20 protein-coding genes and 1 riboswitch are annotated in these 24,212 nt (G+C 69.3%); of the genes, 14 read left to right on the top strand and 6 right to left on the bottom strand.

Going from position 1 to position 24,212, the window contains the following annotated elements:
- Window positions 1-65: 65 nt before the first annotated feature.
- The gene (locus tag ACZ5IK_RS10615; protein ID WP_465487488.1) at window positions 66-590 is read right to left on the bottom strand and encodes a YflT domain-containing protein; all 525 of its coding nucleotides are present in this window, start codon (window positions 588-590) and stop codon (window positions 66-68) included.
- A gap of 227 nt (window positions 591-817) precedes the next feature.
- Between ACZ5IK_RS10615 and ACZ5IK_RS10610 the strand changes: the two genes are divergently transcribed.
- From ACZ5IK_RS10610 to ACZ5IK_RS10550, 13 genes are all read left to right on the top strand, one after another.
- Entirely contained in the window at window positions 818-2,182 is a 1,365-nt protein-coding gene (locus ACZ5IK_RS10610; protein ID WP_465487487.1) for a glutamine synthetase family protein, read from the top strand.
- Window positions 2,163-2,876: a gamma-glutamyl-gamma-aminobutyrate hydrolase family protein gene (locus ACZ5IK_RS10605; RefSeq protein WP_465487486.1), complete on the top strand. Its 714-nt coding sequence runs from the start codon at window positions 2,163-2,165 to the stop codon at window positions 2,874-2,876. The genes ACZ5IK_RS10610 and ACZ5IK_RS10605 overlap by 20 nt, the downstream gene beginning before the upstream one ends.
- Complete coding sequence (locus ACZ5IK_RS10600) at window positions 2,873-4,276, top strand: aldehyde dehydrogenase family protein (protein ID WP_465487485.1); 1,404 nt, start codon at window positions 2,873-2,875, stop codon at window positions 4,274-4,276. The genes ACZ5IK_RS10605 and ACZ5IK_RS10600 overlap by 4 nt, the downstream gene beginning before the upstream one ends.
- Window positions 4,277-5,044 carry a 3-oxoacyl-ACP reductase gene (locus ACZ5IK_RS10595; RefSeq protein WP_465487484.1) on the top strand — a complete coding sequence of 256 codons (768 nt, stop codon included), beginning with the start codon at window positions 4,277-4,279 and terminating at the stop codon, window positions 5,042-5,044.
- A 136-nt stretch (window positions 5,045-5,180) separates the two neighbouring features.
- Entirely contained in the window at window positions 5,181-5,555 is a 375-nt protein-coding gene (locus ACZ5IK_RS10590; RefSeq protein WP_465487483.1) for a four-helix bundle copper-binding protein, read from the top strand.
- Window positions 5,556-5,769: 214 nt separating this feature from the next.
- Window positions 5,770-5,874: riboswitch (glycine riboswitch) on the top strand.
- 43 nt (window positions 5,875-5,917) lie between these two features.
- Window positions 5,918-8,749, top strand: coding sequence for an aminomethyl-transferring glycine dehydrogenase (gcvP, locus tag ACZ5IK_RS10585; protein ID WP_465487482.1), 2,832 nt, complete (start codon window positions 5,918-5,920; stop codon window positions 8,747-8,749).
- A gap of 8 nt (window positions 8,750-8,757) precedes the next feature.
- On the top strand, window positions 8,758-9,849 hold the full coding sequence (gcvT, locus tag ACZ5IK_RS10580; protein WP_410602732.1) for a glycine cleavage system aminomethyltransferase GcvT: 1,092 nt from the start codon (window positions 8,758-8,760) through the stop codon (window positions 9,847-9,849).
- Window positions 9,850-9,866: 17 nt separating this feature from the next.
- A complete protein-coding gene (gene gcvH / locus ACZ5IK_RS10575; protein WP_101609772.1) occupies window positions 9,867-10,244 on the top strand; it encodes a glycine cleavage system protein GcvH in 378 nt (125 codons plus the stop codon).
- A 3-nt stretch (window positions 10,245-10,247) separates the two neighbouring features.
- On the top strand, window positions 10,248-11,531 hold the full coding sequence (gene glyA, locus ACZ5IK_RS10570) for a serine hydroxymethyltransferase (protein WP_465487481.1): 1,284 nt from the start codon (window positions 10,248-10,250) through the stop codon (window positions 11,529-11,531).
- Window positions 11,528-12,529, top strand: coding sequence for a lipoyl synthase (lipA, locus tag ACZ5IK_RS10565; protein ID WP_101609770.1), 1,002 nt, complete (start codon window positions 11,528-11,530; stop codon window positions 12,527-12,529). The genes glyA and lipA overlap by 4 nt, the downstream gene beginning before the upstream one ends.
- A 16-nt stretch (window positions 12,530-12,545) precedes the next feature.
- Window positions 12,546-13,919, top strand: coding sequence for an L-serine ammonia-lyase (locus tag ACZ5IK_RS10560; RefSeq protein WP_465487480.1), 1,374 nt, complete (start codon window positions 12,546-12,548; stop codon window positions 13,917-13,919).
- Between the two features lie 89 nt (window positions 13,920-14,008).
- The gene (locus ACZ5IK_RS10555) at window positions 14,009-14,731 is read left to right on the top strand and encodes a FadR/GntR family transcriptional regulator (RefSeq protein ID WP_101609768.1); all 723 of its coding nucleotides are present in this window, start codon (window positions 14,009-14,011) and stop codon (window positions 14,729-14,731) included.
- Between the two features lie 144 nt (window positions 14,732-14,875).
- On the top strand, window positions 14,876-16,813 hold the full coding sequence (locus ACZ5IK_RS10550; protein ID WP_465487479.1) for a transglycosylase domain-containing protein: 1,938 nt from the start codon (window positions 14,876-14,878) through the stop codon (window positions 16,811-16,813).
- Between the two features lie 71 nt (window positions 16,814-16,884).
- Here ACZ5IK_RS10550 and ACZ5IK_RS10545 read toward each other — a convergent pair whose 3' ends face one another.
- Window positions 16,885-17,541: an O-methyltransferase gene (locus tag ACZ5IK_RS10545; RefSeq protein WP_101609766.1), complete on the bottom strand. Its 657-nt coding sequence runs from the start codon at window positions 17,539-17,541 to the stop codon at window positions 16,885-16,887.
- Window positions 17,542-17,616: 75 nt separating this feature from the next.
- Window positions 17,617-18,444: an ABC transporter ATP-binding protein gene (locus ACZ5IK_RS10540; RefSeq protein ID WP_410602721.1), complete on the bottom strand. Its 828-nt coding sequence runs from the start codon at window positions 18,442-18,444 to the stop codon at window positions 17,617-17,619.
- Window positions 18,445-18,585: 141 nt separating this feature from the next.
- Here ACZ5IK_RS10540 and ACZ5IK_RS10535 point away from each other — a divergent pair, with 141 nt between their 5' ends.
- Window positions 18,586-19,914, top strand: a complete 1,329-nt coding sequence (locus ACZ5IK_RS10535) for an aminotransferase-like domain-containing protein (protein ID WP_465487478.1) — start codon at window positions 18,586-18,588, stop codon at window positions 19,912-19,914.
- 76 nt (window positions 19,915-19,990) lie between these two features.
- Here ACZ5IK_RS10535 and ACZ5IK_RS10530 read toward each other — a convergent pair whose 3' ends face one another.
- The 3 genes from ACZ5IK_RS10530 to ACZ5IK_RS10520 all read right to left on the bottom strand — a co-directional run bounded on the left by ACZ5IK_RS10530 (window position 19,991) and on the right by ACZ5IK_RS10520 (window position 24,161).
- Window positions 19,991-21,799 carry a hypothetical protein gene (locus ACZ5IK_RS10530; protein WP_465487477.1) on the bottom strand — a complete coding sequence of 603 codons (1,809 nt, stop codon included), beginning with the start codon at window positions 21,797-21,799 and terminating at the stop codon, window positions 19,991-19,993.
- A gap of 111 nt (window positions 21,800-21,910) precedes the next feature.
- Entirely contained in the window at window positions 21,911-23,884 is a 1,974-nt protein-coding gene (locus tag ACZ5IK_RS10525) for an SDR family oxidoreductase (RefSeq protein ID WP_465487476.1), read from the bottom strand.
- A 58-nt stretch (window positions 23,885-23,942) separates the two neighbouring features.
- Window positions 23,943-24,161, bottom strand: coding sequence for a hypothetical protein (locus tag ACZ5IK_RS10520; RefSeq protein ID WP_039922712.1), 219 nt, complete (start codon window positions 24,159-24,161; stop codon window positions 23,943-23,945).
- Window positions 24,162-24,212: the final 51 nt, after the last annotated feature.

The raw sequence follows: 24,212 nt of genomic DNA, 5'->3' as shown, positions 1-24,212 counted from the left end.
GACGTCATGAAAGGGGCTTTCAGGACGAAAAACGTCCTGAAAGCCCCTTTCATGACACATCAGGCTCAGTGGATGAACGCGCTCCTGGCTGCCAGGTCGGCCAGCAGGGCGCGGCCCTTCTCGGCGTTGCGCGGCTGGGCCAGGACGTCATAGCGCCGGGCGACCAGCTGGCTCTGCGAGATGAACCCGCGCTTGTTCTTCGAAGACGCGTACCCCAGCGCGCCGAACAGCAGGTTGAACCCGATACCGCCGACGAGGCCGACGAGGATCGGCACCAGTCCGGCGCCCGGGTTCAGCAGGCTCAGCACGAGGCCGAGGAACACACCGAACATCGCGCCGGACAGCGCCGAGCTGGTCAGCACCTTGCTCCAGCCCATCCGCCCGGCGATCCGCTCGACCAGGATCGGTTCGACACCGACGATGGTGACGTCCGTGATCGGGAAGTCCGTTCCCGCGAGGTGGTCGACCGCACGCTGCGCATCGGAGTACGACTCGTAGGAGCCGATCGGCCACCCGCTGGGCAGCGTCGGAAGCTGAGCCCGCCCTTGGGGCTCGGTGAACGTGGTCTGCTGCGTGAATGCCTGTGTCATTCCTTCTCACCTCTCTTGATCCGTACAACGTTCCGGAGGTACGGATCTCCTCCCGTCCGGCGGGATTCACAGCATCTTCTCAGCCGGGCATCACAGACAATCCGCCCAGGGATCAACTACAGTCCGCAATGGGTAGCCGATCAGACCATTGGTCGAGTTGACCGGGTTCGGCTGACCCGGTAGGAAGAAGCCGCAAAGGTACCGCTTCGAACCTTTAGGTGAGGCTGATGGCGAACAGGCGCGGCATGCTCACACTGGATCGGCTCCGGGAACTCGTCGAGGACGGCACCGTCGACACGGTGCTGGTGGCCATCACCGACATGCAGGGCAGGCTGCAGGGCAAACGCTGCGCCGCCGAATACTTCCTCAACGAGGTCGTCGAGCACGCCACCGAAGCGTGCAACTACCTGCTCGCCGTCGACGTCGACATGAACACCGTCGACGGCTATGCGATGTCTTCCTGGGAGACCGGCTACGGCGACTTCGTCATGCGACCGGACTTCGACACGCTCCGCCTGCTCCCCTGGCAGGAGGGCACCGCGCTCGTCCTCGCCGACCTCGAACGGGTGCAGGGCGGCGCCGTGGCCCCGTCGCCGCGGCAGGTCCTGCGCGGGCAACTCGACCGGCTGGCCGCCCTCGGTCTCAGTGCCCACGTCGGCACCGAGCTGGAGTTCATCGTCTTCGACGACACCTTCGAGTCGGCCTGGGACAAGCGGTACCAGGACCTCCGCCCGGCCAACCAGTACAACGTCGACTACTCGATGCTCGGCACCTCGCGGATCGAACCGCTGCTGCGCCGGATCCGCAACGACATGGGCGGCGCGGGGCTGTACGTCGAGTCGGCCAAGGGCGAGTGCAACCCCGGCCAGCACGAGATCGCGTTCCGCTACGCCGAGGCGCTGGCCACGTGCGACAACCACAGCATCTACAAGACCGGGTCCAAGGAGATCGCCGCGCAGGAGGGCAAGAGCCTCACGTTCATGGCGAAGTACAACGAACGCGAGGGCAACTCCTGCCACATCCACATCAGCCTGCGCTCCACGGCGGGCGAGGCCGTCCTATCGGGCGACGGGCCGGGCGGGTTCTCCCCGCTGATGGAGCACTTCCTCGCGGGGCAGCTCGCCGGATTGCGTGAACTGACCTACTTCTTCGCGCCGAACATCAACTCCTACAAGCGTTTCGTCCCCGGCAGCTTCGCGCCGACCGCGGTCGCGTGGGGCACCGACAACCGCACGTGCGCGCTGCGCGTCGTCGGGCACGGGGAGTCGCTCCGCACCGAGAACCGGGTCCCCGGCGGCGACGTGAACCCGTACCTCGCGGTGGCCGCGCTGATCGCGGCCGGGTTGCACGGCATCGAGAACGAACTCGAGCTGGAGCCCGAGTTCCAGGGCAACGCCTACGGTTCCGACAAGCCGACCGTGCCGACGACGTTGCGCGAGGCCGCGGCGCTGCTCGACCGGAGCGAGCTCGCCAGGACCGCGTTCGGGGACGAGGTCGTCGACCACTACCTGAACGCGGCGAAGGTCGAACTCACCGCGTATGACGCCGCCGTCACCGACTGGGAGAGGATCCGTGGCTTCGAACGTCTCTGAGCCCTTGATCGGGCTCACCTGCTATCTGGAGCCCGCGAAGTTCCTGGTGTGGGAGACCGAAGCGGCCCTGCTGCACCGTGTGTACGTGGACGGCATCGTCGCGGCGGGCGGGATCCCGGTCCTCCTGCCGCCGGTGAGCGAGGCGCACGACAGGCTGGTGTCCGCCGTGGACGGTCTCGTGCTGGTCGGCGGCGCCGACATCGAACCGGCGCGCTACGGCCAGGAGCAGCACGCGACGACGTACACCAGGCCGAACCGGGACGCGTTCGAGTTCGGGCTGCTTCGGTCCGCTTTGGACAGTGGCAAACCGGTGCTGGGCGTGTGCCGCGGGCTGCAGGTGCTCAGCGTCGCGCTGGGCGGGACACTCGCCCAGCACCTTCCGGACACTTTGGACACCAAGGATCACCAGCCCGCGCCCGCGACCTTCGGCACCACTACGGTGACTCTCGCCGAGGGCAGCCGGGCCGCGTCGATCCTCGGCACCGAGACCAAGGTGCCGTGTTATCACCACCAGGCCGTCGACAAGCTCGGCGACGGGCTGGTCCCGGTCGGCTGGGCCGCCGACGGGACCATCGAGGCGGCGGAACTGCCCGGCGACGGATTCGTACTCGGTGTCCAATGGCATCCAGAGCAGAATCTCGACGACATAAGGCTTTTCAAGGCACTCGTAACAGCTGCGAAGGAGCGCGCATGACGGGTTACGACGCCGCCTCCGAGGGAGGGAACACGTCGCCGGTGTTCGAGGTGATCAACCCCGCCACGGAAGAGGTGGTGCGGTCGGTCGCGCTGACCTCGGCCGAGGAGACCGACGCGGCGATCGCCCGTGCGCAGGCGGCGTTCCCCGCCTGGCGCGCGGTGGCCCCCGGCGACCGGGCGCGGCTGCTGCGCCGGTTCGCCGACGCCGTCGACGCCGATATCGAGAACCTCGCCCAGCTGGAAGTCGCCAACGCGGGCCACACCATCGGCAACGCGCGCTGGGAGGCGGGCAACGTCCGCGACGTGCTGACGTACTACTCGGCGTCGCCCGAACGGTTGATCGGCAAGCAGATCCCGGTGCCCGGCGGGGTGAACATGACGTTCCACGAGCCGCTCGGCGTGGTCGGGGTGATCGTGCCGTGGAACTTCCCGATGCCCATCGCGGGCTGGGGTTTCGCGCCCGCGCTCGCCGCCGGGAACACCGTCGTGCTCAAGCCGGCCGAACTCACCCCGCTGACCGCGATCCGCCTCGGCGAGCTGGCCAGGGAGGCCGGGATCCCCGCGGACGTCTTCCAGGTGCTTCCCGGCAAGGGATCCGTGGTGGGCCAGCGGTTCGTGGACCATCCGGCGGTGCGCAAGGTCGTGTTCACCGGCTCGACCGAGGTCGGCAAACAGATCATGGCGGGCTGTGCCGCGCGGGTGAAGCGGGTGACGCTGGAACTCGGCGGCAAGAACGCGAACATCGTCTTCGCCGACTCCGATCTGGAGAAGGCCGCGGCCACCGCGCCGTACGGGGTGTTCGACAACGCCGGGCAGGACTGCTGCGCGCGGTCGCTGATCCTGGTGCAGGCGAGTGTGTACGACCGGTTCATGGAGCTGCTGGAACCCGCCGTGAAGGGCGTCGTCGTCGGTGACCCCCGCCTGGAGGTGACCGAGATGGGCCCGCTGATCTCGGCGGGGCACCACGCGAAGGTGTCGTCCTATGTGGACGACGCCGCGCCGGTGGCGTTCCGGGGGAGCGCGCCGCTGGGGCCGGGCAACTGGTTCCCGCCGACCGTCGTCACCCCGCCGGACCTGCGGCATCCGCTGGCCTCGGACGAGATCTTCGGCCCGGTCGTCGCGGTCGTCCCGTTCGACGGGGAGGCGGACGCGGTCACCATGGCCAACGACACGGAGTACGGCTTGTCCGGCTCGATCTGGACCCGCGACGTCGGCCGCGCCTTCCGCGTCGCGCGCGGCGTCGAGGCCGGGAACCTTTCGGTGAACTCGCATTCGTCCGTCCGGTACTGGACGCCGTTCGGCGGGTTCAAGCAGTCCGGGCTCGGCCGGGAGCTCGGCCCGGACGCTGTCGACGCCTTCACCGAGACCAAAAACGTTTTCATCAGCACGGAGGATTAAATGGTGCAGCGTTTCGAAGGCCGCGTCGCGGTCATCACCGGCGGCAGCAGCGGCATCGGCCTCGCCACCGCGCGGCGGCTGGCGAGCGAGGGCGCGAAGGTCGTCATCGGCGACATCTCCGCCGCGGCGGGCAAAGCGGCGGCGGACGAGGTCGGCGGCCTGTTCGTGCAGGCCGACGTCACCGACGCCGAGCAGGTCGAGGCCCTGTTCCAGACCACTGTGGACACCTTCGGCTCGGTCGACGTCGCGTTCAACAACGCCGGTATCTCCCCGCCCGAGGACGACTCGATCCTCACCACGGGCATCGACGCGTGGGAGAAGGTGCAGAAGGTCAACCTGACCTCGGTGTACCTGTGCTGCAAGGCGGTGCTGCCCCACATGCAGCGGCAGGGGAAGGGCTCGATCATCAACACGGCGTCGTTCGTCGCGGTGATGGGCGCGGCGACGTCGCAGATCTCCTATACCGCGTCCAAGGGCGGGGTGCTGGCGATGAGCCGGGAACTGGGTGTGCAGTTCGCGCGGGAGAACATCCGGGTCAACGCGCTGTGCCCGGGACCGGTGAACACGCCGCTGCTGAAGGAACTGTTCGCGAAGGACCCCGAGCGGGCCGCGCGGCGGCTGGTGCACGTGCCGGTCGGGCGGTTCGCGGAGCCGGAGGAGATCGCGGGCGCGGTCGCCTTCCTGGCGAGCGATGACGCCTCGTTCATCACGGCGTCGCAGTTCCTGGTGGACGGCGGGATCTCGGGGGCCTACGTCACCCCGCTGTAAGCCCGCAAGTAGTCGACTACTTGCGGCGCTCTCACTCGTCCCGGTGGTTGGGATGGCGGCCCTCTGGCCTGCACGGTAGTTCTGGGATCGCGGAACCGCACGGTTCCGCGATCCCAGAAGCGCGGAGGCCCCCAGGATGACCCGGCAGATGAGCACCGCCATGCGCGACTGCATCGACCTGTGCAACGAGTGCCACGTCAGGTGCGAGGAGATGATGACGCGCTGCATGGAGATCGGCGGCGCCAAGCTCGGGATGATGATGGTGACCTGCGCGGACATGTCGCGGATGAGCGCCGACATGATGATGCGCTGCTCGGCCATGATCGCCGACCTCGAGATGATGCGCATGTGCGCGAAGATGTGCGGCCTGGCTTCGCAGATGATGCGCATGTGCGCCGAGGAGTGCGCCAAGACCGGCGACGCCGAACTCGCCGAAGCCGCGGACATGATGATGCGCTGCGCCGAGCTCTGCGGCACCATCACCGCCGAAATGATGATGGAGAACGCCTAGCCAGGCCCGACGGCCCGGGCACGTCGGGTGTCCGGGCGAACGGGAGAAGTGACGTGCCCGGCCAGCAGTAGACGCGCGCCGAACACGCCAGGTACGGTGTGCGCACAACTGCAGATCGGGCCGTTGAGCTGGAGCGGGAGAGCCCCCACGAACGTGGTGGGGCACCGAAGGAGCAAACTCCCCGGAATCTCTCAGGTACCCACTACCGCTTCCGCGAGGCCACTCTGGAAAGCAGGCGCGCAAGTGCGCCTCACCCAAGGTGAAAGCCGTCCTCTTCACGGGCGGTGAAACTCTCAGGTGCCATGACAGAGGGGGAGTTCCCAGCGCACCGGTCTATCCGGCGCCTGATTGAAGGAGCTCCCTTGACCAGTACGTCCTTCGACGACCGGCACATCGGCCCCTCGGAGTCCGAGCAGGCCAAGATGCTCGCCGAGGTCGGCTACGGCAGCCTCGATGCCCTGGTACAGGCCGCGGTGCCGTCCGCGATCCGGGTCACCCGTGACCTCGAGCTTCCCCCCGCCGCGTCCGAAGAGGACGCCATCGCCGAACTTCGCGCGCTCGCCGCGCTCAACAAGCCGATGACGCAGATGATCGGCCTCGGCTTCCACGACACGGTCACCCCGGCGGTCATCCGCCGCAACGTGCTGGAGAACCCGGCCTGGTACACGGCGTACACGCCCTACCAGCCGGAGATCTCGCAGGGCCGTCTCGAAGCCCTCCTCAACTTCCAGACCATGGTCTCCGAGCTGGCCGGTCTCGCCACCGCGAACGCCTCCCTGCTCGACGAGTCCACCGCCGTCGCCGAGGCCGTCATGCTGATGCGCCGCGCGTCGAAGGCGAAGTCCAACAAGGTCGTCCTCGACGCCGAGTGCCTGCCGCAGACCATCGCCGTCGTCCGCACCCGCGCCGAGGCCATGGGCGTCGAGGTCGAGGTCCGCGACCTGCTCACCGGCCTGCCGGAGGAGTTCTTCGGCGTCGTCGTGCAGTACCCGGGTGCTTCCGGCGTGCTGCGCGGCGCGGGCTTCTACTCCGCCATCTCCGAGACCGCGAAGGCCGCCGGCGCGCTGTACACCGTCGCCGCCGACCTGCTCGCCCTCACGCTGGTCACCGCGCCGGGTGAGTTCGGCGCCGACATCGCCGCCGGATCCACCCAGCGTTTCGGTGTCCCGCTCGGCTACGGCGGCCCGCACGCCGGGTTCATGGCCGTCCGCACCGGGCTCGAGCGCTCGCTGCCGGGCCGCCTGGTCGGAGTCTCGGTCGACGCCGACGGCAACCCCGCGTACCGCCTCGCGCTGCAGACCCGTGAGCAGCACATCCGCCGCGAGAAGGCCACTTCCAACATCTGCACCGCCCAGGTCCTGCCCGCCGTGCTCGCCGCGATGTACGCGGTCTACCACGGTCCGGACGGCCTCAGGCGCATCGCGACCCGCGTCCACGAGCTCGCCGCCGGGCTGGCCGGAGCGCTGCGCGCCGGTGGCGTCGAGGTCGTCCACGAGGGCTTCTTCGACACCGTCCTCGCCCGCATGCCCGGCCAGGCCGAAGCGGTCGTCGCCGTCGCGCGCGAGAACGGGATCAACCTCGGCCCGGTCGACGCCGACCACGTCCGCATCGCCGTCGACGAGGTCACCACGCCCGCGATCATCGCCAAGGTGCTCAACGCCTTCGGTGTCGACACGACCGCCGCCGACGCCCGCGCGCTGCCCACCGGACTCGGCCGCGAGAGCGAGTACCTCACCCACGAGGTCTTCCACTCGCACCGCTCCGAGACCGCGATGCTGCGTTACCTGCGCAGCCTGTCCGATCTGGACTACGCGCTCGACCGCGGCATGATCCCGCTCGGCTCCTGCACGATGAAGCTCAACGCCACCACCGAGATGGAGCCGATCAGCTGGCGCGAGTTCGCGGGCATCCACCCGTTCGCCCCCGCCGACCAGGCCGAGGGTTACCACGTGCTGGTCGAGCAGCTGTCGACCTGGCTCGCCGAGGTCACCGGCTACGACAAGGTGTCGCTGCAGCCGAACGCGGGCAGCCAGGGCGAGCTCGCCGGTCTGCTCGCGATCCGCGCGTACCACCACGCGAACGGCCAGGCCGAGCGCGAGGTCTGCCTGATCCCGTCGTCCGCCCACGGCACGAACGCCGCGTCCGCGGTGATGGCAGGCATGCGCGTCGTCGTGGTCAAGTGCACCGACGAGGGCAACGTCGACCTCGAAGACCTGCGCGCCAAGGTCGAGGCCAACCGCGAAACGCTGTCCGCGATCATGGTCACGTACCCGTCCACGCACGGTGTGTACGAGAACGGCATCGACGAGCTGGCCAAGATCGTCCACGACGCGGGCGGCCAGGTCTACGTCGACGGCGCGAACCTCAACGCCCTGCTGGGCCTGGCGAAGCCGGGCGAGTTCGGCGGCGACGTCTCGCACCTGAACCTGCACAAGACCTTCTGCATCCCGCACGGTGGCGGCGGCCCCGGCGTCGGCCCGGTCGCGGTGCGCGCGCACCTCGCGCCGTACCTGCCGAACCACCCGCTGCTGGAGAAGGCCGGTCCCTCGACCGGCGTCGGCCCGATCAGCGCCGCCCCGTACGGCTCGGCGTCGATCCTGCCGATCTCGTGGGCGTACGTCCGCATGATGGGCGCGGGCGGGCTCACCGCCGCGACGCAGGTCGCCGTCCTCGCCGCGAACTACGTGGCCAAGCGCCTGAACCAGCACTACCCGGTGCTCTACACCGGCCAGGACGACCTGGTCGCCCACGAGTGCATCCTCGACCTGCGCGGCCTCACCAAGGAGACCGGTGTCAGCGTCGACGACGTCGCGAAGCGCCTGATCGACTACGGCTTCCACGCACCGACCATGTCGTTCCCGGTCGCGGGCACGCTGATGGTCGAGCCGACCGAATCCGAGGACCTCGGCGAGATCGATCGCTTCATCGAGGCGATGATCGCCATCCGCGGCGAGATCGACGCCGTCGCCCAGGGCCGGTGGGCCGCGGACAACAGCCCGCTGCGCAACGCCCCGCACACCGCCGAGACCCTGGTCGGCGACTGGGACCTGCCCTACGACCGCGAACTGGCGGTGTACCCCGCCGGAGTGAACCGCAAGGCCAAGTACTGGCCCCCGGTGCGCCGCATCGACGGTGCGCGCGGGGACCGTAACCTCGTCTGCTCCTGCCCGCCGCTCAACGCCTACGAGAACTGAGGCACTTGATGTCGAAAGAGACGTCCCTGCACGGAGTCCACAAAGGACTGGGTGCGCTGTTCACCGACTTCGCGGGCTGGTCGATGCCGATCCGCTACAGCAGCGAGCTGGCGGAGCACAAGGCGGTCCGCGAGACCGCGGGCCTGTTCGACCTGTCCCACATGGCCGAGATCGAGGTGACCGGCCCGCAGGCCGCCGACGTCCTCGACTTCGCGCTGGTCGGCAACCTGTCCGGCGTCAAGCCGGGCCGGGCGCGCTACACGATGATCTGCGACGAGACCGGCGGCGTGCTCGACGACCTGGTCGTCTACCGCCTCGAAGACGAGAAGTTCCTGGTCGTGGCCAACGCGGGCAACGCCGCCGTGGTCGCGGAGGCGCTGGCCGCGCGGGTTTCCGGCTTCGACGCCGTCGTCGACGACAAGTCCGAAGACGTCGCGCTGATCGCCGTCCAGGGCCCCAAGGCCGTCGAGATCCTCGGCGCGGTCACCGACGCCGACCTCGGCGCGCTCAAGTACTACGCGAGCGTCCCGGCCGTCGTGAAGGGCCACGACGTCCTGCTCGCCCGCACCGGGTACACCGGCGAAGACGGCTTCGAGCTGTACGTCCCGGCCGGTGAGGCTCCCGCCGTCTGGCGCATCCTCACCGAGGCGGGCGAGCCGCACGGTCTGCTCCCGGCCGGTCTCGCCTGCCGCGACACGCTGCGTCTCGAAGCCGGAATGCCGTTGTACGGCAACGAACTCAGCCTCCAGCTGAGCCCGTTCGAGGCCGGCCTCGGCCGCGTCGTCAAGTTCGAGAAGCCGGGCGACTTCGTCGGCAAGGCCGCGCTGGAGGAGCTGTCCAAGAAGGACGTTCCCCGGGTTCGCGTCGGCCTCAAGGGTTCCGGCCGCCGCGCGCCGCGTCACGGCTACTCCGTCCTGGCGGGCGAGACCGAGATCGGCGAGGTCACCAGCGGCGCCCTGTCGCCGACCCTGGGCTACCCGATCGCCATGGCCTACGTGGACCGGGAGCACTCCGAGCCCGGCACCGAGCTTTCCGTCGACATCCGGGGCCGTATCGAGCCCGTCGAGGTCGTCGCCCTGCCCTTCTACTCCCGCGCCTGAAAGGCCCTTTTCCGATCATGAGCATCCCCCAGGACCTGAAGTACACGAAGGAACACGAGTGGCTGAACGTCGTCGACGGCGTCGCCACCGTGGGCATCACCGCCTTCGCCGCCGAGTCGCTCGGTGACATCGTGTTCGTCCAGCTTCCCTCGGTCGGCGACACCGTCACCGCGGGCGAGGTGTTCGGCGAGGTCGAGTCGACCAAGTCGGTCAGCGAGCTGTACGCGCCCGTGGACGGCGAGGTCGTCGAGGTGAACGAGGCCACAACGGACACCCCCGAGCTGATCAACTCGGACCCGTACGCCGAAGGGTGGCTCCTGAAGGTGCGTCTGTCCGGCGACGTGCCCGCCCTGCTCGACGCCCAGGCCTACGCCGTGCTCACCCAGGAGAGCTGATCCATGACCAACGCTTCCGTGTTCAACGCGAGCCTGTCCGAGGTGGACCCCGAGGTCGCCGTGGCCGTCGCCGCCGAACTCGACCGGCAGCAGTCGACCCTGGAAATGATCGCGTCGGAGAACTTCGCCCCGGTGGGCGTGCTCGAGGCGCAGGGTTCCGTGCTGACCAACAAGTACGCCGAGGGCTACCCCGGCCGCCGCTACTACGGCGGTTGTGAGCACGTCGACGTCATCGAGCAGCTGGCGATCGACCGCGCGAAGGCCCTCTTCGGCGCCGAGCACGCCAACGTCCAGCCGCACTCGGGCGCGCAGGCCAACGCCGCCGCCATGGTCGCCGTGCTCAACCCCGGCGACACCATCCTCGGTCTCGACCTCGCCCACGGCGGTCACCTGACCCACGGGATGAAGATCAACTTTTCCGGCAAGCTCTACAACGTCGTCGCCTACCACGTCGACAAAGAGACCGGGATCGTCGACGTCGAGGAGATCGAGCGTCTCGCCAAGGAGCACAAGCCGAAGCTGATCATCGCCGGCTGGTCGGCGTACCCGCGTCAGCTCGACTTCGCCGAGTTCCGCCGCATCGCCGACGAGGTCGGCGCGAAGGTCATGGTCGACATGGCGCACTTCGCCGGTCTCGTCGCGGCCGGGCTGCACCCGAGCCCGGTGCCCTACGCCGACATCGTCACCACGACCACGCACAAGACCCTCGGCGGCCCGCGCGGCGGCATCATCCTGTGCCGTCAGGAACTCGCCAAGAAGATCAACTCGGCGGTGTTCCCCGGCCAGCAGGGCGGTCCGCTGGAGCACGTCATCGCCGCCAAGGCCGTCGCGCTGAAGGTCGCCGCGAGCGAGGAGTTCCGCGAGCGTCAGCAGCGCGTCCTCGAAGGCGCGAAGATCCTGGCCGACCGCCTTTCGCGCACGGACTGCGCCGAAGCGGGTGTCCGCGTGCTGACCGGCGGCACCGACGTGCACCTGGTGCTCGTCGATCTGGTCAACTCCACTTTGGACGGTCAGCAGGCCGAAGACCGGCTGCACTCGGTCGGTATCACGGTCAACCGCAACGCCGTCCCGTTCGACCCGCGCCCGCCGATGATCACCTCGGGCCTGCGCATCGGCACGCCCGCGCTGGCGACCCGCGGCTTCGGCGCCGAGGACTTCGCCGAGGTCGGCGACATCATCGCCGAGGCGCTGCGCCCGGACTTCGACGAGGCCCTGCGCCAGTCGCTGTCCGCCCGGGTCGAACTGCTGGCGAAGAAGCACCCGTTGTACGCGGACCTCAACCGATGAGCGCTGTACCCGAAGGTCGCAAGCTCCTCCGGCTCGAAGTCCGCAACGCGCAGACGCCGATCGAGAAGAAGCCGCCGTGGATCAAGACCCGCGCGCGGATGGGCCCCGAGTTCACCGAGCTCAAGGGCCTGGTCAAGCGTGAAGGCCTCCACACCGTGTGTGAGGAGGCCGGTTGCCCCAACATCTACGAGTGCTGGGAAGACCGTGAGGCCACCTTCCTGATCGGCGGGGACCAGTGCACGCGGCGTTGTGACTTCTGCCAGATCGACACCGGGAAGCCGGAGGCGCTGGACACGACCGAGCCGCGCAAGGTGGCGGAGTCGGTGCAGGCGATGGGCCTGCGCTACTCGACGGTGACCGGTGTGGCGCGGGACGATCTGGAAGACGGCGGCGCGTGGTTGTACGCGGAGACCGTGCGTCAGATCCACGCGCTGAACCCCGGCACCGGTGTCGAGCTGCTGATCCCGGACTTCAACGCGGATCCGGATCAGCTGGCCGAGGTGTTCGGTTCGCGGCCGGAGGTGTTGGCGCACAACGTCGAGACGGTGCCGCGGATCTTCAAGCGGATCCGCCCCGGCTTCCGCTACGCGCGGTCGCTGGAAGTCATCACGCGGGCCCGTGAGGCCGGTCTGGTGACGAAGTCGAACCTGATCCTGGGCATGGGCGAGACTCCGGAGGAGGTGGCTCCGGCGATGAAGGACCTGGTCGACGCGGGCTGCGAAATCCTGACGATCACCCAGTACCTGCGTCCTTCGCCGAGGCACCATCCGGTGGACCGCTGGGTCAAGCCCGAAGAGTTCGTCGAGCATTCGAAGGCAGCCGAAGCGATGGGCTTCGCCGGCGTGATGGCCGGGCCGCTCGTACGCTCGTCTTATCGGGCCGGGCGTCTTTTCGCGCAGACGAAGGCCCACCGCGGCGAAGCGCTGTCGGAGAACTTGGCCCACCTCGCCGCCGAAGGGCCCGCGGCCCAAGAAGCCAGCTCACTGCTGGCCAGATAGGAAGGAGGGCAGATCAATGGCGATCAGCGTCTTCGACCTGTTTTCGATCGGGATCGGCCCCTCCAGCTCCCATACGGTGGGTCCGATGCGTGCCGCACTGACCTTTGTGGACGGCCTCGCCGAAGACGGCGACCTGCCCGCCACGACCCGGGTCCAATCCGAGCTGTTCGGTTCGCTGGGCGCGACCGGGTTCGGGCACGGCAGCGACAAGGCCGTGCTGCTCGGGCTGTCCGGGGAGCGTCCGGAGGAGATCGACACCGACTCGGTGCCCGGCAAGGTCGCCGAGATCCGGGAAGCGTGCCTGCTGAAGTTGCGCGGTGAACACGAGATCGTGTTCACCGAGGACACCGACCTGACCATGCACCGGCGGAAGTCGTTGCCCGCGCACCCGAACGGGATGATCTTCCGCGCGTTCGACGCCGACGGGAAGGTGCTGCGCGAGCGCACCTACTACTCCGTCGGCGGTGGCTTCGTCCGCGACGAGTCCTACGAGACCGACACTGTCGTCGTCGAGGACTCGACGCGGCTGGAGTTCCCGTTCCGCACCGGCGCGGATCTGCTGAAGCACTGCGAAGACACCGGGCTGCCGGTCAGCGAGATCATGCTGCGCAACGAACTCTCCTGGCGTACGCGCGAGGAGGTCCGCGAGGGCCTGCTGGAGATCTGGCAGGTCATGGTGGAGTGCGTGCACAACGGCTGCGAGCACGAAGGCGTCCTGCCTGGCGGTCTTAAGGTGCCTCGCCGGGCCAAGGCGTTGCACGAGAAGCTGCTCGCCGAAGACGGTGTCGGCGATCCGCTGTACGCCATGGACTGGGTGAGCCTGTACGCGCTGGCGGTCAACGAGGAGAACGCCGCGGGTGGCCGCGTCGTCACCGCGCCGACCAACGGCGCCGCCGGGATCATCCCCGCGGTGCTGCACTACTACCAGCGGTTCATCCGGGGTTCGTCGGACGACGGCATCGTGACGTTCATGCTCACCGCGGGCGCGATCGGCTCGATCCTCAAGCAGACGGGCTCGATCTCGGGTGCCGAGGTCGGTTGTCAGGGCGAGGTCGGTTCGGCCAGCGCGATGGCGGCGGCCGGGCTCACCGAGGTCCTCGGCGGCTCGCCCGCGCAGGTGGAGAACGCCGCCGAGATCGGCGTCGAGCACCACCTGGGGCTGACCTGCGACCCGGTCGGCGGGCTGGTGCAGATCCCGTGCATCGAGCGCAACGCCGTCGGCGCGTCCAAGGCGATCCACGCCGCGCGGATGGCGATGCGCGGCGACGGCTCGCACATCGTGACGCTGGACAAGGCGATCAAGACCATGCGCGAGACCGGCGCCGACATGAGCGTGAAGTACAAGGAGACCTCGCGCGGCGGCCTGGCCGTCAACGTCATCGAGTGCTGACACCCCCGCGTTTCGTCCTCTTGTCGCGGTACATGCGTGTGCAAGTACCGCGACAAGAGGACGACTTGCGGGCGGCCTAAACTCGAAGGGTGGAGTCGAGCACGGTCGCGAACGCGGGTGACGCGCTGTTCCGCCCGGTGCGCGCGGGCAACGCCTTCGAGGAGACCGTCGAAAGGCTGCTCCAGGCGATCCGGCTGGGCGTGGTCGGCGCGGGAGAACGGCTGCCTTCGGAGCGCGAGCTCGCCGAGCGGCTCGGCGTCAGCCGGGTGACCCTGCGGGAAGCGATCCGCGCGCTGGCCGACGCCGGCTATGTCGAATCGCGGCGCGGTCGCTACGGCGGCACGTTCGTCAACGACGTCCTGCCCGATCCGCCCGCCGCCGACGGGCGGAAGGTCGACAACGCCACCCTGGAGGACGCGCTCGGCCTCCGGCACGTCCTGGAGACCGGCGCGGCCGAGATGGCGGCGTCGCGCTCGCTCAGCCCGGCCGACCGGCAGCACCTGACCAGTACGCTCGCCGAGGCCGCAGCGGCCGACGTCGGCGACTACCGGCGCAAGGATTCGCGGCTGCACCTGGCGATCGCCGAGGTCACCGCGTCCGGCTCGCTGACCACGGCGATGGCCGACGCGCGGATGCGGGTCAACCAGCTGCTCGACATGATCCCGCTGCTCGAACCGAACCTGGAGCACTCCAACGCCCAGCACGAGGCCATCGTCGACGCGATCCTCGCGGGCGACTCCGAGGCCGCCCGCCGGGCGATGACCGAGCACGTCGAAGGCACCGCTTCGCTGCTTCGCGCCTTCCTCGCCTGACCCCCTCCGCCCGCGTTTCGTCCTCTAGTTGCGGTAGTTGCACACGCAAGTACCGCAATTAGAGGACGAAACGCGGAGAGGGCCCAGGACACGAATAGGTGATTTTCCCACAACCTTTTCACTCGTTCGGGCGTCTTACCTGGCGTGGAAAACCCGGATGACGAAACCGCACCCGAGTCGGAAACCACGGCCACCCCGGAGCCGAAAGGGAAGAAACGCAGGTGGCGCCGGATCGCCGCCTGGTCGCTCGGCCTCCTGATCGGCATCCCGGTGGCCGCGTTCGGGATCGCGTACGTCCTGCTCGACGTCCGCAGCCCGGAGGAGGTGCTCGCCGACCTCGACAAGACCGTCGTCCTGCAGAACACGGACGGATCCGAGCTGCTCAAGGTGATCCCGCCCGGCGGCGACCGCCTGTTCGTGCCCTACAACGCCATCCCCGCGAAGCTGCGCGACGCGATCGTCGCGACCGAGGACCCGACCTTCTGGGACAACGAGGGCTTCGACCTCACCGGCCTCGGCCGCGCGCTGGTGACCGGCGTCGGCGGCGGCTCGGGGATCACCCAGCAGTACATCAAGAAGTCCACCGGCAACGAGGACGCCACCCTCACCCGCAAGTTCTCGGAACTGGTTCTCGCCACGAAGATCACCCAGCAGCAGACCAAGAAAGAGATCTTCGAGAGCTACGTCAACATCATCTCCTTCGGCCGAGGCACCTACGGCCCGGCCTCGGCGATGAACGCCTACTTCGGTCGCAAGCTCGACGACTCGATCACCTGGAGCGAGGCGGCCTTCCTCGCCGGGATGATCCAGTCGCCGTCGGTGCACGACCCGTACGCCTCCACCCACCAGCACGCCATGAAGCGCTGGTCCTACGTGGTGAACAAGCTGGTCACGCGGGGCTATCTCGGTCAGGCCGAAGCGGTCTCGATGACCTATCCGGAGGACGCGATCCAGGCGCCGTCGGAGACCCGCGCCGGTCGCGTCACCTTCGAGAAGTACCACCTCAAGCAGCGGGTTCTCGCCGAGCTGGAGCAGATCGGCTACCCACTGGACCGTCTCCGCGGCGGCGCGATGAAGGTCGAGACGACCATCGACCCGCGCGCCCAGGCTGAAGCCGAGAAGGTGCTCAAGGAGCGGCTACAGGGCCAGCCGGAGCACTTCCGGGCCTCGCTGGTCGCCGTCGAACCCGGGACCGGCGCCATCCGCGCCTACAACGGCGGCGGCTGGAGCGTGCACGACTACGCCGGAACCCCGTACGGCACCGGCTCGGCCTTCCAGCCGTTCACCCTCGCCGCCGGCATCGAGCGAGGAGTCGACGTCGACGCCCCGCTGAAGTCGCCAGGGCAGGTCGACTTCCTCGGCGAGACCTTCAAGTTCCAGGACCACTGCGGCGAGGGCGGGAAGTGCACGCTGCGCGAGGCGATCGCGCGGGGCGCTCGGGGACCGTTCGTCGAGCTGGCGAAGAAACTCGGCGCGGAAGCGGTCCGCGACGGTGCCCGTGCGGCGGGGATCCCCGAAGCCGTCGACGGCGAGGTGACCCTGCGCGAGAAGGACGGGTTCCTGATCGGCCCGGGAATCGCGGTCGGCCGGTATCCGTTGCGGGCGAGCGACATGGCCGGGGCCTACGCGACCTTCGCCGCCGACGGCATGCGCGCCACTCCGCATCTGGTGTCGAAGATCCGGGACGAAAACGGCGAGATCGTCTGGGAACGGCCATCCGACAAGGCGCCCGCGTTCAAGGACGACGAGGCCTTGAGCCGCCGGATCGCCGGCACGGTCAGTCAGGTGCTCGCCACCGGTTTGAAGGACCGTCCGGTGGCGTTGAAGACCGGCGACCTCCAGTACAACGAGACCGACGACAACGCCGCCGGCTGGGCGGCCGGGTACACGCCGCAGCTCGCGACGGCGGTCTGGGTCGGCTCCGACGAGCCGCGCCGGATGCGCGACGCGGCCGGGGAGAAGCTGACCGGCAAGACGATCCCCGGCGACATCTGGCAGCGCTTCATGACCGGCGTCCACCAGGGGATGCCGGTGCGGTGGCCCGTACCCGCCGGGACCACCGCGCCGGCCCGCCCGCGTTAGCGAGAGGTGGTCGTGAGTGGCGTTCCGGGTTAGAACCCGCATTGCCACTCACGACCATCCGGACCGCGGGCTCAGGACGTCACCAGGATGACGGTCAGCCCGTCGTACCCCTTCTTGCCGACGGTCTGCAGCGCTGTCGCGTCGACCCGCGGTTCGGCGGCGATCAGTTCGTGCATCCGCCGGAGTCCCACGATCTCGTCGGCGGTGCTCGACGCGTCGGCCACCGCCCCGGCGCGGACGACGTTGTCGACCACGATCACCCCGCCCGGCCTGGTCAGCCGCAGCGCCGCCTCGAAGTAGGCCGGGTTGTTGACCCTGTCCGCGTCGATGAACGTCAGGTCGATCGGTCCCTCGACGCCGGGCAGCAGATCCAGCGCCTCCCCGAGCCGGATGTCGACGAGCTCGCCCACACCGGCGGCGTCGAGGTTCTTGCGCGCGACGTCGGCGAATTTCGGGTAGAACTCGAGCGTCACGAGACGTCCGTCCGCCGGCAGGGCGCGGGCGAGCCAGATGGTGCTGTAGCCGCCGAGCGTGCCGATCTCGAGGATCGAGCGGGCACCGATCATCCTGGCCAGCAGGTGGAGCAGCTTGCCCTGGTTCGGGGCCACGGCGATGGCCGGCATCCCGGCCTCGTCAGAGGCGGCTAGGGCCGCTTCGAGGGCCGGATCGGACGGGACGAGCGCCTCGATGAGGTACTCGTCTACTTTGGACCAGATTTCCTGAGTCATTGAACCTCCCCAGTCCAACCTAGTGTCGCGATCCGGCCCGCGATGCGTCCATCGGGGCAGCCATCGGGACGCATCTCAAGCGGCGCGGCGGCCCGCCTTCGGGATCACCAGCGGGGTCCCGGTTTCGGGGCAGGGCATGACCCGGCACGGCAACTCGAAGATCTTCTCGACGTTCTCGGCGGTCACGACGTCCTCGGGCGCTCCGGTCGCCAAGACCTCACCGTCCCGCATCGCGATCATGTGCGTCGCGTAGCGGGCCGCGTGGTTGAGGTCGTGCAGCACGGCGACCAGCGTCCGGCCCTGTTCCTGGTGCAGCTGCGCGCACAGGTCGAGAATGTCCATCTGGTGCGCGATGTCGAGATAAGTCGTCGGCTCGTCGAGCAGCAGGAGATCGGTCTCCTGCGCGAGCGCCATCGCCATCCACACGCGCTGGCGCTGGCCGCCGGACAGTTCGTCGACCAGCCGCTCGGCGAGGTCGTCGACCCCGGTGGCGCGCATGGACTCCGCGACCACGGTGGCGTCCTCACGGGACCACTGGCGCAGCAGACGCTGGTGCGGGTACCGGCCGCGCGCGACGAGGTCGGCGACGGTGATGCCGTCGGGCGCGATCGAACTCTGCGGCAGCAGGCCGAGCCGCCGCGCGACTTCCTTGGCGGGGAAGGAACTGATCACCTGTCCGTCGAGGAACACCGACCCCTGGCGGGGTTTGAGCATGCGCGCGAGCGCGCGCAGCAGGGTCGTCTTGCCACAGGCGTTCGGGCCGACGATGACGGTGAACGACCGGTCGGGGATGACCACCCCGAGGTCTTCGGCCACGGTCCTGCCGTCATAGGCGAGCGTCAGCGCGTCCGCGTGCAGGCGGGACGTCGTGCTCTGCTCGGTGAGGGTTTCCACGGTCTCCACGCAGGTTAGGCTAACCTAGGAGTCCGCCGTCGTGGTGTTCCGTAGGTCGCAGTCGGCTCACATCCCTCTTCGATGGCATCATCCCCAGTGCATTCCGCAGTGCAATTCAGCGAGCGGGCTCGGTGCGATCGAGGGTGAGGCATGGAGGACTACCGGATAGTCGCGGACGAGATCTCCGCCGACGTCGAAGCGGGCAGGCTCCGCCCTGGCGACAGGCTTCCGCCGCAGCGGAGGTTCGCCCGTGAGCGGGGAATCGCCAACTCGACCGCCGCCAGGGTCTACGGCGAACTCGTGCGGAGGGGGGTCGTGGTCGGCGAGGTCGGCCGCGGCACGTTCGTCCGCGCCGGGAGGCCGCCGCTGGAGACCGCGCTCGCCGAACCGGGCGGCGCGACGGTCGACCTCGAACTCAACTTCGCCGTCCTCCCGGAGCAATCCGCGCTGGTCGGGAAGGCGCTGGAACCACTCCTGCGGGACGACGTCCTGACAGCGGCGCTGAGGCCGGGCAGCGTCACCGGCTCGAAGCAGGCGCGTGACGCCGTCACCGGGTTGCTCGCGAAAGAAGGCTGGACGCCGGAAGTCCTCTTCGCCGGAAGTGGCCGCGAGGCCATCGCGGCCGCCATCGCCGCCTTTGTGCCGATGGGGGAACGGCTCGCCGTCGAGGCCATCACCTATCCCGTGGTCAAGGCGCTCGCCGGACGGCTCGGCGTCCAGGTGGTGCCCGTCGAGACCGACGACCAGGGTCTCGTACCCGAGGCGCTCATGGCCGCGCACGCCGCCGCGCCCGTCCGCGCGCTCTACGTCCAGCCGACGCTGCACAACCCGCTCGGGTCCACAATGGACGAACAACGGCGCGTCGAGCTGGCGGAAACCGTGCGCCGGATGGACATCCCGGTGATCGAGGACGGGATCTACACCTTCCTCCGGCCCGACGTCCGCCCGTTCGCGGCCTACGCGCCGGAACGCACGGTGTTCGCCGACAGTATGTCCAAACGGCTCGCCCCCGGGCTGACCACCGGTTTCCTCGCCGTGCCACGGGAATGGACGGAGCGGCTGGCCGCGGCGGTGCGCTCGGGCGGCTGGGTCGCGCCGCGGTTCGCGCTCGAAGCCGCCACCCGGTGGATCACCGGTGGCACCCTGGAAACCGTCGAACGGGCCAAACGCTTGGACGCCGCGGAACGCCAGCGGGTGACGGCGGACCGGCTGGCCGGGTTCACGCTGCGCGCGGATCCGCAGGCGTATCACTGCTGGTGGGAGCTCCCCGAGCACTGGCGTGCCGAGACCTTCGTCGCCGCGGCGGCGCGACGCGGGATCGCGGTCACCCCGGCGGCCGCGTTCGCCGTCGTCCCCGGGCACGCCCCGAACGCGGTCCGGCTCGCGGTGTCCTCGCCTCCGCTGGAGACACTCGAGGCCGCTTTGGACGTCCTCGCCGGACTCGCCGCCGGCCGCCCCGAAGACGCCGGCGTCGACTGACTCCCGCCGCGTTTCGTCCTCTAGTTGCTGTAGTTGCACACGCAAGGACCGCAACTAGAGGACGAAACGCGGGAGGTCAGGGGCGGGGCGCCCACTTGCCGATGAAGCTGCCACAGGTGACGGTCTGCCCGGTGAGCCGCGACCGCAGCGCGTTCTCCATCCCCAGGTAGTCGAAGATCGGCGCGTCCGCCGCGACCTCGGCGGGCACCGGCCCGCCCCGGGTCAGCGTCGGCATGTCCACGGTCTGGAACAGCACCAGGTAGTCGCCGTCGCGGTTGAGTTCGTCGGCGGTCGCGAGCATCCGTTGTGGAGCGTCGGCGACGATCTCCAGCGGCAGCGGCCATTCCAGCGGGAACGGGTTGCGCAGGCCGAAGGCGGGATAGGCGAACGGGTTGTCGGGCAGCACCGCCGTGCGCCCCGCCGGGAACCGCGTGACGCAGTCCTGGATCTGGGACACGTAGGTGAAAGTGCCCGGGTTCGTCCGGATCCCGCGCATCGACGGCGTCACCGTGCCGAGGTCGCCGGTCAGCTTCTCGTGCGCCATGTCGAGGTACGCGGCCTCGTCGTGGTGCGCGATCACGGCCCAGCCCGACGCCAGCACCGCGACCAGGCCCATCGCCGTGGCACCCGCCAGTCCGAGCCGCCGGGACGGCGCGGGCAGCGGCGGCAGCGCGTCCGAAAGCAGCAGGATCGCCGTCAGCGCCAGTGTTCCGGTGAACAGCGTCGGGGTGTCGTTCCCCCAGGACAGGCTGGTCATGAAGCCGGTCGCGAAGACCAGCGCGCCCATGCGCGGGAACCGGCGCGTCGCCGCCCAGTTCACCAGCAGCGCGACACCGAGGATCCACCAGAGGACGTCCGCCCAGCGCGAGGCGCCGGTGAAGTGTCCATCGACGACGGTGCCGACCACCACCGCCACCCCGGCCAGTACCAGCAGCCGCGCGACGACCGCGCCGATGAATCCGGCGCGGTCGCGGAAGATCCCGAGCAGGGCGAGAAGCACGCCCGCGATCGCGAAGAAGGTCAAGCCCCGCACCGGTGGCAGCAGGAGGCTCTCGGGATTCCCCAGCCACAGCCCGAGAAGCCGTTCGCCGTACGCGGGGACACCGCCGGTGAGCTGCTCGGCCATCGCCCCGAGCCCGCCGTCGAGGGTGACGATTCCGATGTACAAGACCAAAAAGGCGCCGAGCGCCGGCAGATCCCAGGCCAGCCGCGCCCACCAGCGGCCGGTGCGGAACGCGCCCTCGCGCAGCGAGGGGTGCAGCAGCAACCAGAGCAGCGCGATCAGCGGCACCGGCGCGAAACTCTGCTTGACGAACACCGCGGTGCCCAGCAGGACGAGGCCGAGCCGCCGCGGCCACGTCTTCCCGTTGCGCAACCCGGAATCCAGTGCCCAGGCACCGCAGGCGGTCAGGAAGATCCCGTCGATCGTGTGCCACGCCATCAGCGGGAACGCGTTGAGGTTCAGCAGCGACGCGGCCGCCGTCAGCCCGGTGAGTCCCGGTCCCCAGTCGCGGACGCGGCGACGGGTGACCAGGACGGCGAACGCGATGGTCGCCAGGATGATCTCCAGCATGCTGAGCACGCTCGAGACGAAGAACAGCGGCCCCGGCAGGACGAAATCGACGATGTGCAGGTACGCCGAACCCAGCGGCCGCGCGGAGATGATGTCGGAGTGCGGGACCTCGCCGTGCAGCACCCGCCACGCCTGGGCGAGGATGAAACCCTGGTCCGACGGGTGGAAACCGAAGCGCCCCACCCGGAGTTCGGTGACGACGGCGAGCACGAGGACCCAGGCCACGTGCAGGGAAATCCGCAGCACTGTCCTGGACGGACGTACCACCGCGGTGTCCGGTCCGGTCGACAGCGGGGGACTGGCGACGTCCACACTGCCCCTCCCGCTCGTCACTGCCTCGGCCCGTGCCCGCCGACCCCGGCGTATCGGAAACCGATGGTAGCGGCCGGGGGCGTCCCCCGATCGAGCCCGGCGGTGAGGACGTCAGGGACGACGGCGCCAGACCAGTCTGGTGACCGCGCCCGCCACAGAGGCGAGCGGGGCCTTCCGGGGCAGGCCACGGGATTCCGGCGCGGACTCCGGCATCGCGCGGTAGACGAGGTGGGCGAAGAATCGCGTCGTCCTGGGTGCGACGAGCGTCACCAACTCGGCCGCCGTGCCTTCGGGCAGGTTCAGGATCTCCGGTCGTTTCTCCAGTGCCTTCACCACGAGAGCGGCGGCGCGTTCGGGAGAACTCGACGGCATGCCGCGGTAGGACCCGGTGGGGGTGATCATGTCGGTCCGCACCAGCGGCATCCGGACCGAGGTGAAGGTGACGCCGTCGGAAAGGGTTTCCCGGCCGGCGGTCAGCCCGAACTCCTCCAGCGCGGCCTTCGAGGCCAGGTAAGCGGAAAACCGCGGCGTGTCGGTCTGCAGCCCTTGGGTGGTCACGTTGACGACGTGGCCGAACCCGCGAGCGGTCATCGACGGCAGCAGGCCGAGCGTCAGCCGCACGGGACCGAAGTAGTTGATCGCCATCGTGCGCTCGAAGTCGTGGAACCGTTCGGTGGACAGCGAAAGCGAACGCCGGATCGAGCGGCCCGCGTTGTTGACCAGCATGTCGACGGCGCCGTGCGCGGCGAGCACGTCCTTGACCAGAGCGTCGACCGCGCCGCCGTCGGTGAGGTCGCACGGGTACGCCGACGCCTTGCCGCCCGCCGCGACGATCTGCTCGCGGACCTCTTCGAGTTCGTCGGCCCGCCTGGCCACGAGGATCACTTCGGCCCCCTTCGCGGCGACTGCCAGCGCGGACGCGCGCCCGATCCCCGAAGAGGCACCGGTGATCAGCACCTTGCGGCCGTCGAGCGGCTCCGGCCCCGGACGGCGGCGTCCGCGATCGGGATCCAGGTGTGCGAGCCAGTACCGGTAGAGCGGACCGGCGTACTCCTTCAACGGCGGCAAGGAAATCCCGCTGCCTTCGAGCGCCGCCGTGGTCACGCTCGTGTCGAAGTCGACCTCCAGGCTCAGATGCGGCAGGACTTCGAGCGGAACGCCGAGTTCCGCCAGAACCGCCGCGCGGGCCGAACGCCCGCCCGGGACGCGGTCGAAACCGGCGGCCGCGGACTTCGCCAGCCGGACTCCGGCGCGTTTCAGCGCTCCGGACGGCCGGGCGGGGAGGACGGCGGAGATCTTCGGGCCGCCCGCCGCTCGCGCGAAGGCGTTGTAGACCTCGTGCAGCGGCTGCGGTCGCGGCGACGCGAGGTGGTACGTGCTGCCGCCGGGCGCGTCGACGTGCATGAGGTGCTCGATCGCTTCGACGACGTAATCGACCGGCACGATGTTCGTGGCGCCGAGATCCGGTGCGGCCAGCGGGAGACGGCGCGGCAGCGTGGCGAGCCGTGAGATCGCGGGAAGGAAGTAGTACGGGCCGTCGATCTTGTCCATCTCGCCGGTGCGCGAATCGCCGGCCACGGCGGACGGCCGGTACACGCGGTACGGCGTTTTCCCGTGCCGTCGCACGAGTTTCTCGGCCTCGAACTTCGTCGCGTGATACGGCGACGCGAAGGACTGGCCGAGGTCGAAGTCGGCCTCGGTGAAGCGCCCCGCGTACTGCCCGGCGACCGCGATCGAAGAGACGTGGTGGAAGAGCCCGGCCTTCGCGGCGGCGGCGAACTCCAGGACGTTGCGGGTGCCGTCGACGTTGGCCGCCCGGTTGGCCGCTTCGTCCGCGGTGAGGTCGTAGATCGCGCCGAGGTGCACGACGTGGTCGAGGTGACCCAGGCGGGCGGGATCGATGCCCAGCGAGGGGTCGGTCAGATCGCCGGTGACGGGAACGAGCTTCTCGTGGCTCGGGAGCTTCCCGCGTGAGGTCTCCCTCACGAGAACATGGACGGCTACGGTCTCAGGTCGCCGTAGTAGGCGCGCGACCAGGCGTTTGCCCAGAAAACCCGTCGCGCCCGTCACGAAGTAGGTGGTCATGGCCGGCTCCTTCCGAACGGAGCCGACTCTACCTACTCAGAAGTAGGAACGGTAGTTGTCATTCACTGTGATCCGGATGTTCGGCCACCGCGACCACGGCGTCGCGGAGCGCGGCGCGCAGGCGCCCCACGTCCAGCGGCCCGAGTACGGCGGCTTCTCCGGGCGGGGCCACGAGCACGATCTTGTCGCTGCTCACGAACACCGTCACGTCCCTGCGCCTGCCGGCCAGATCGCGGCAGCCGACCGACCATTCGTCCCGGGGTGCCAACGTCCTCATCCTCCCGTATCCCATGATCTCCCTTTCTCGTCCGTGGCTGGGACGAGGTGA

It is taken from the genome of Amycolatopsis sp. NPDC031561, assembly GCF_055580625.1.
Note: the sequence above shows the minus strand (reverse complement) of the source record. Positions and strands in the feature narration are given on the sequence as shown.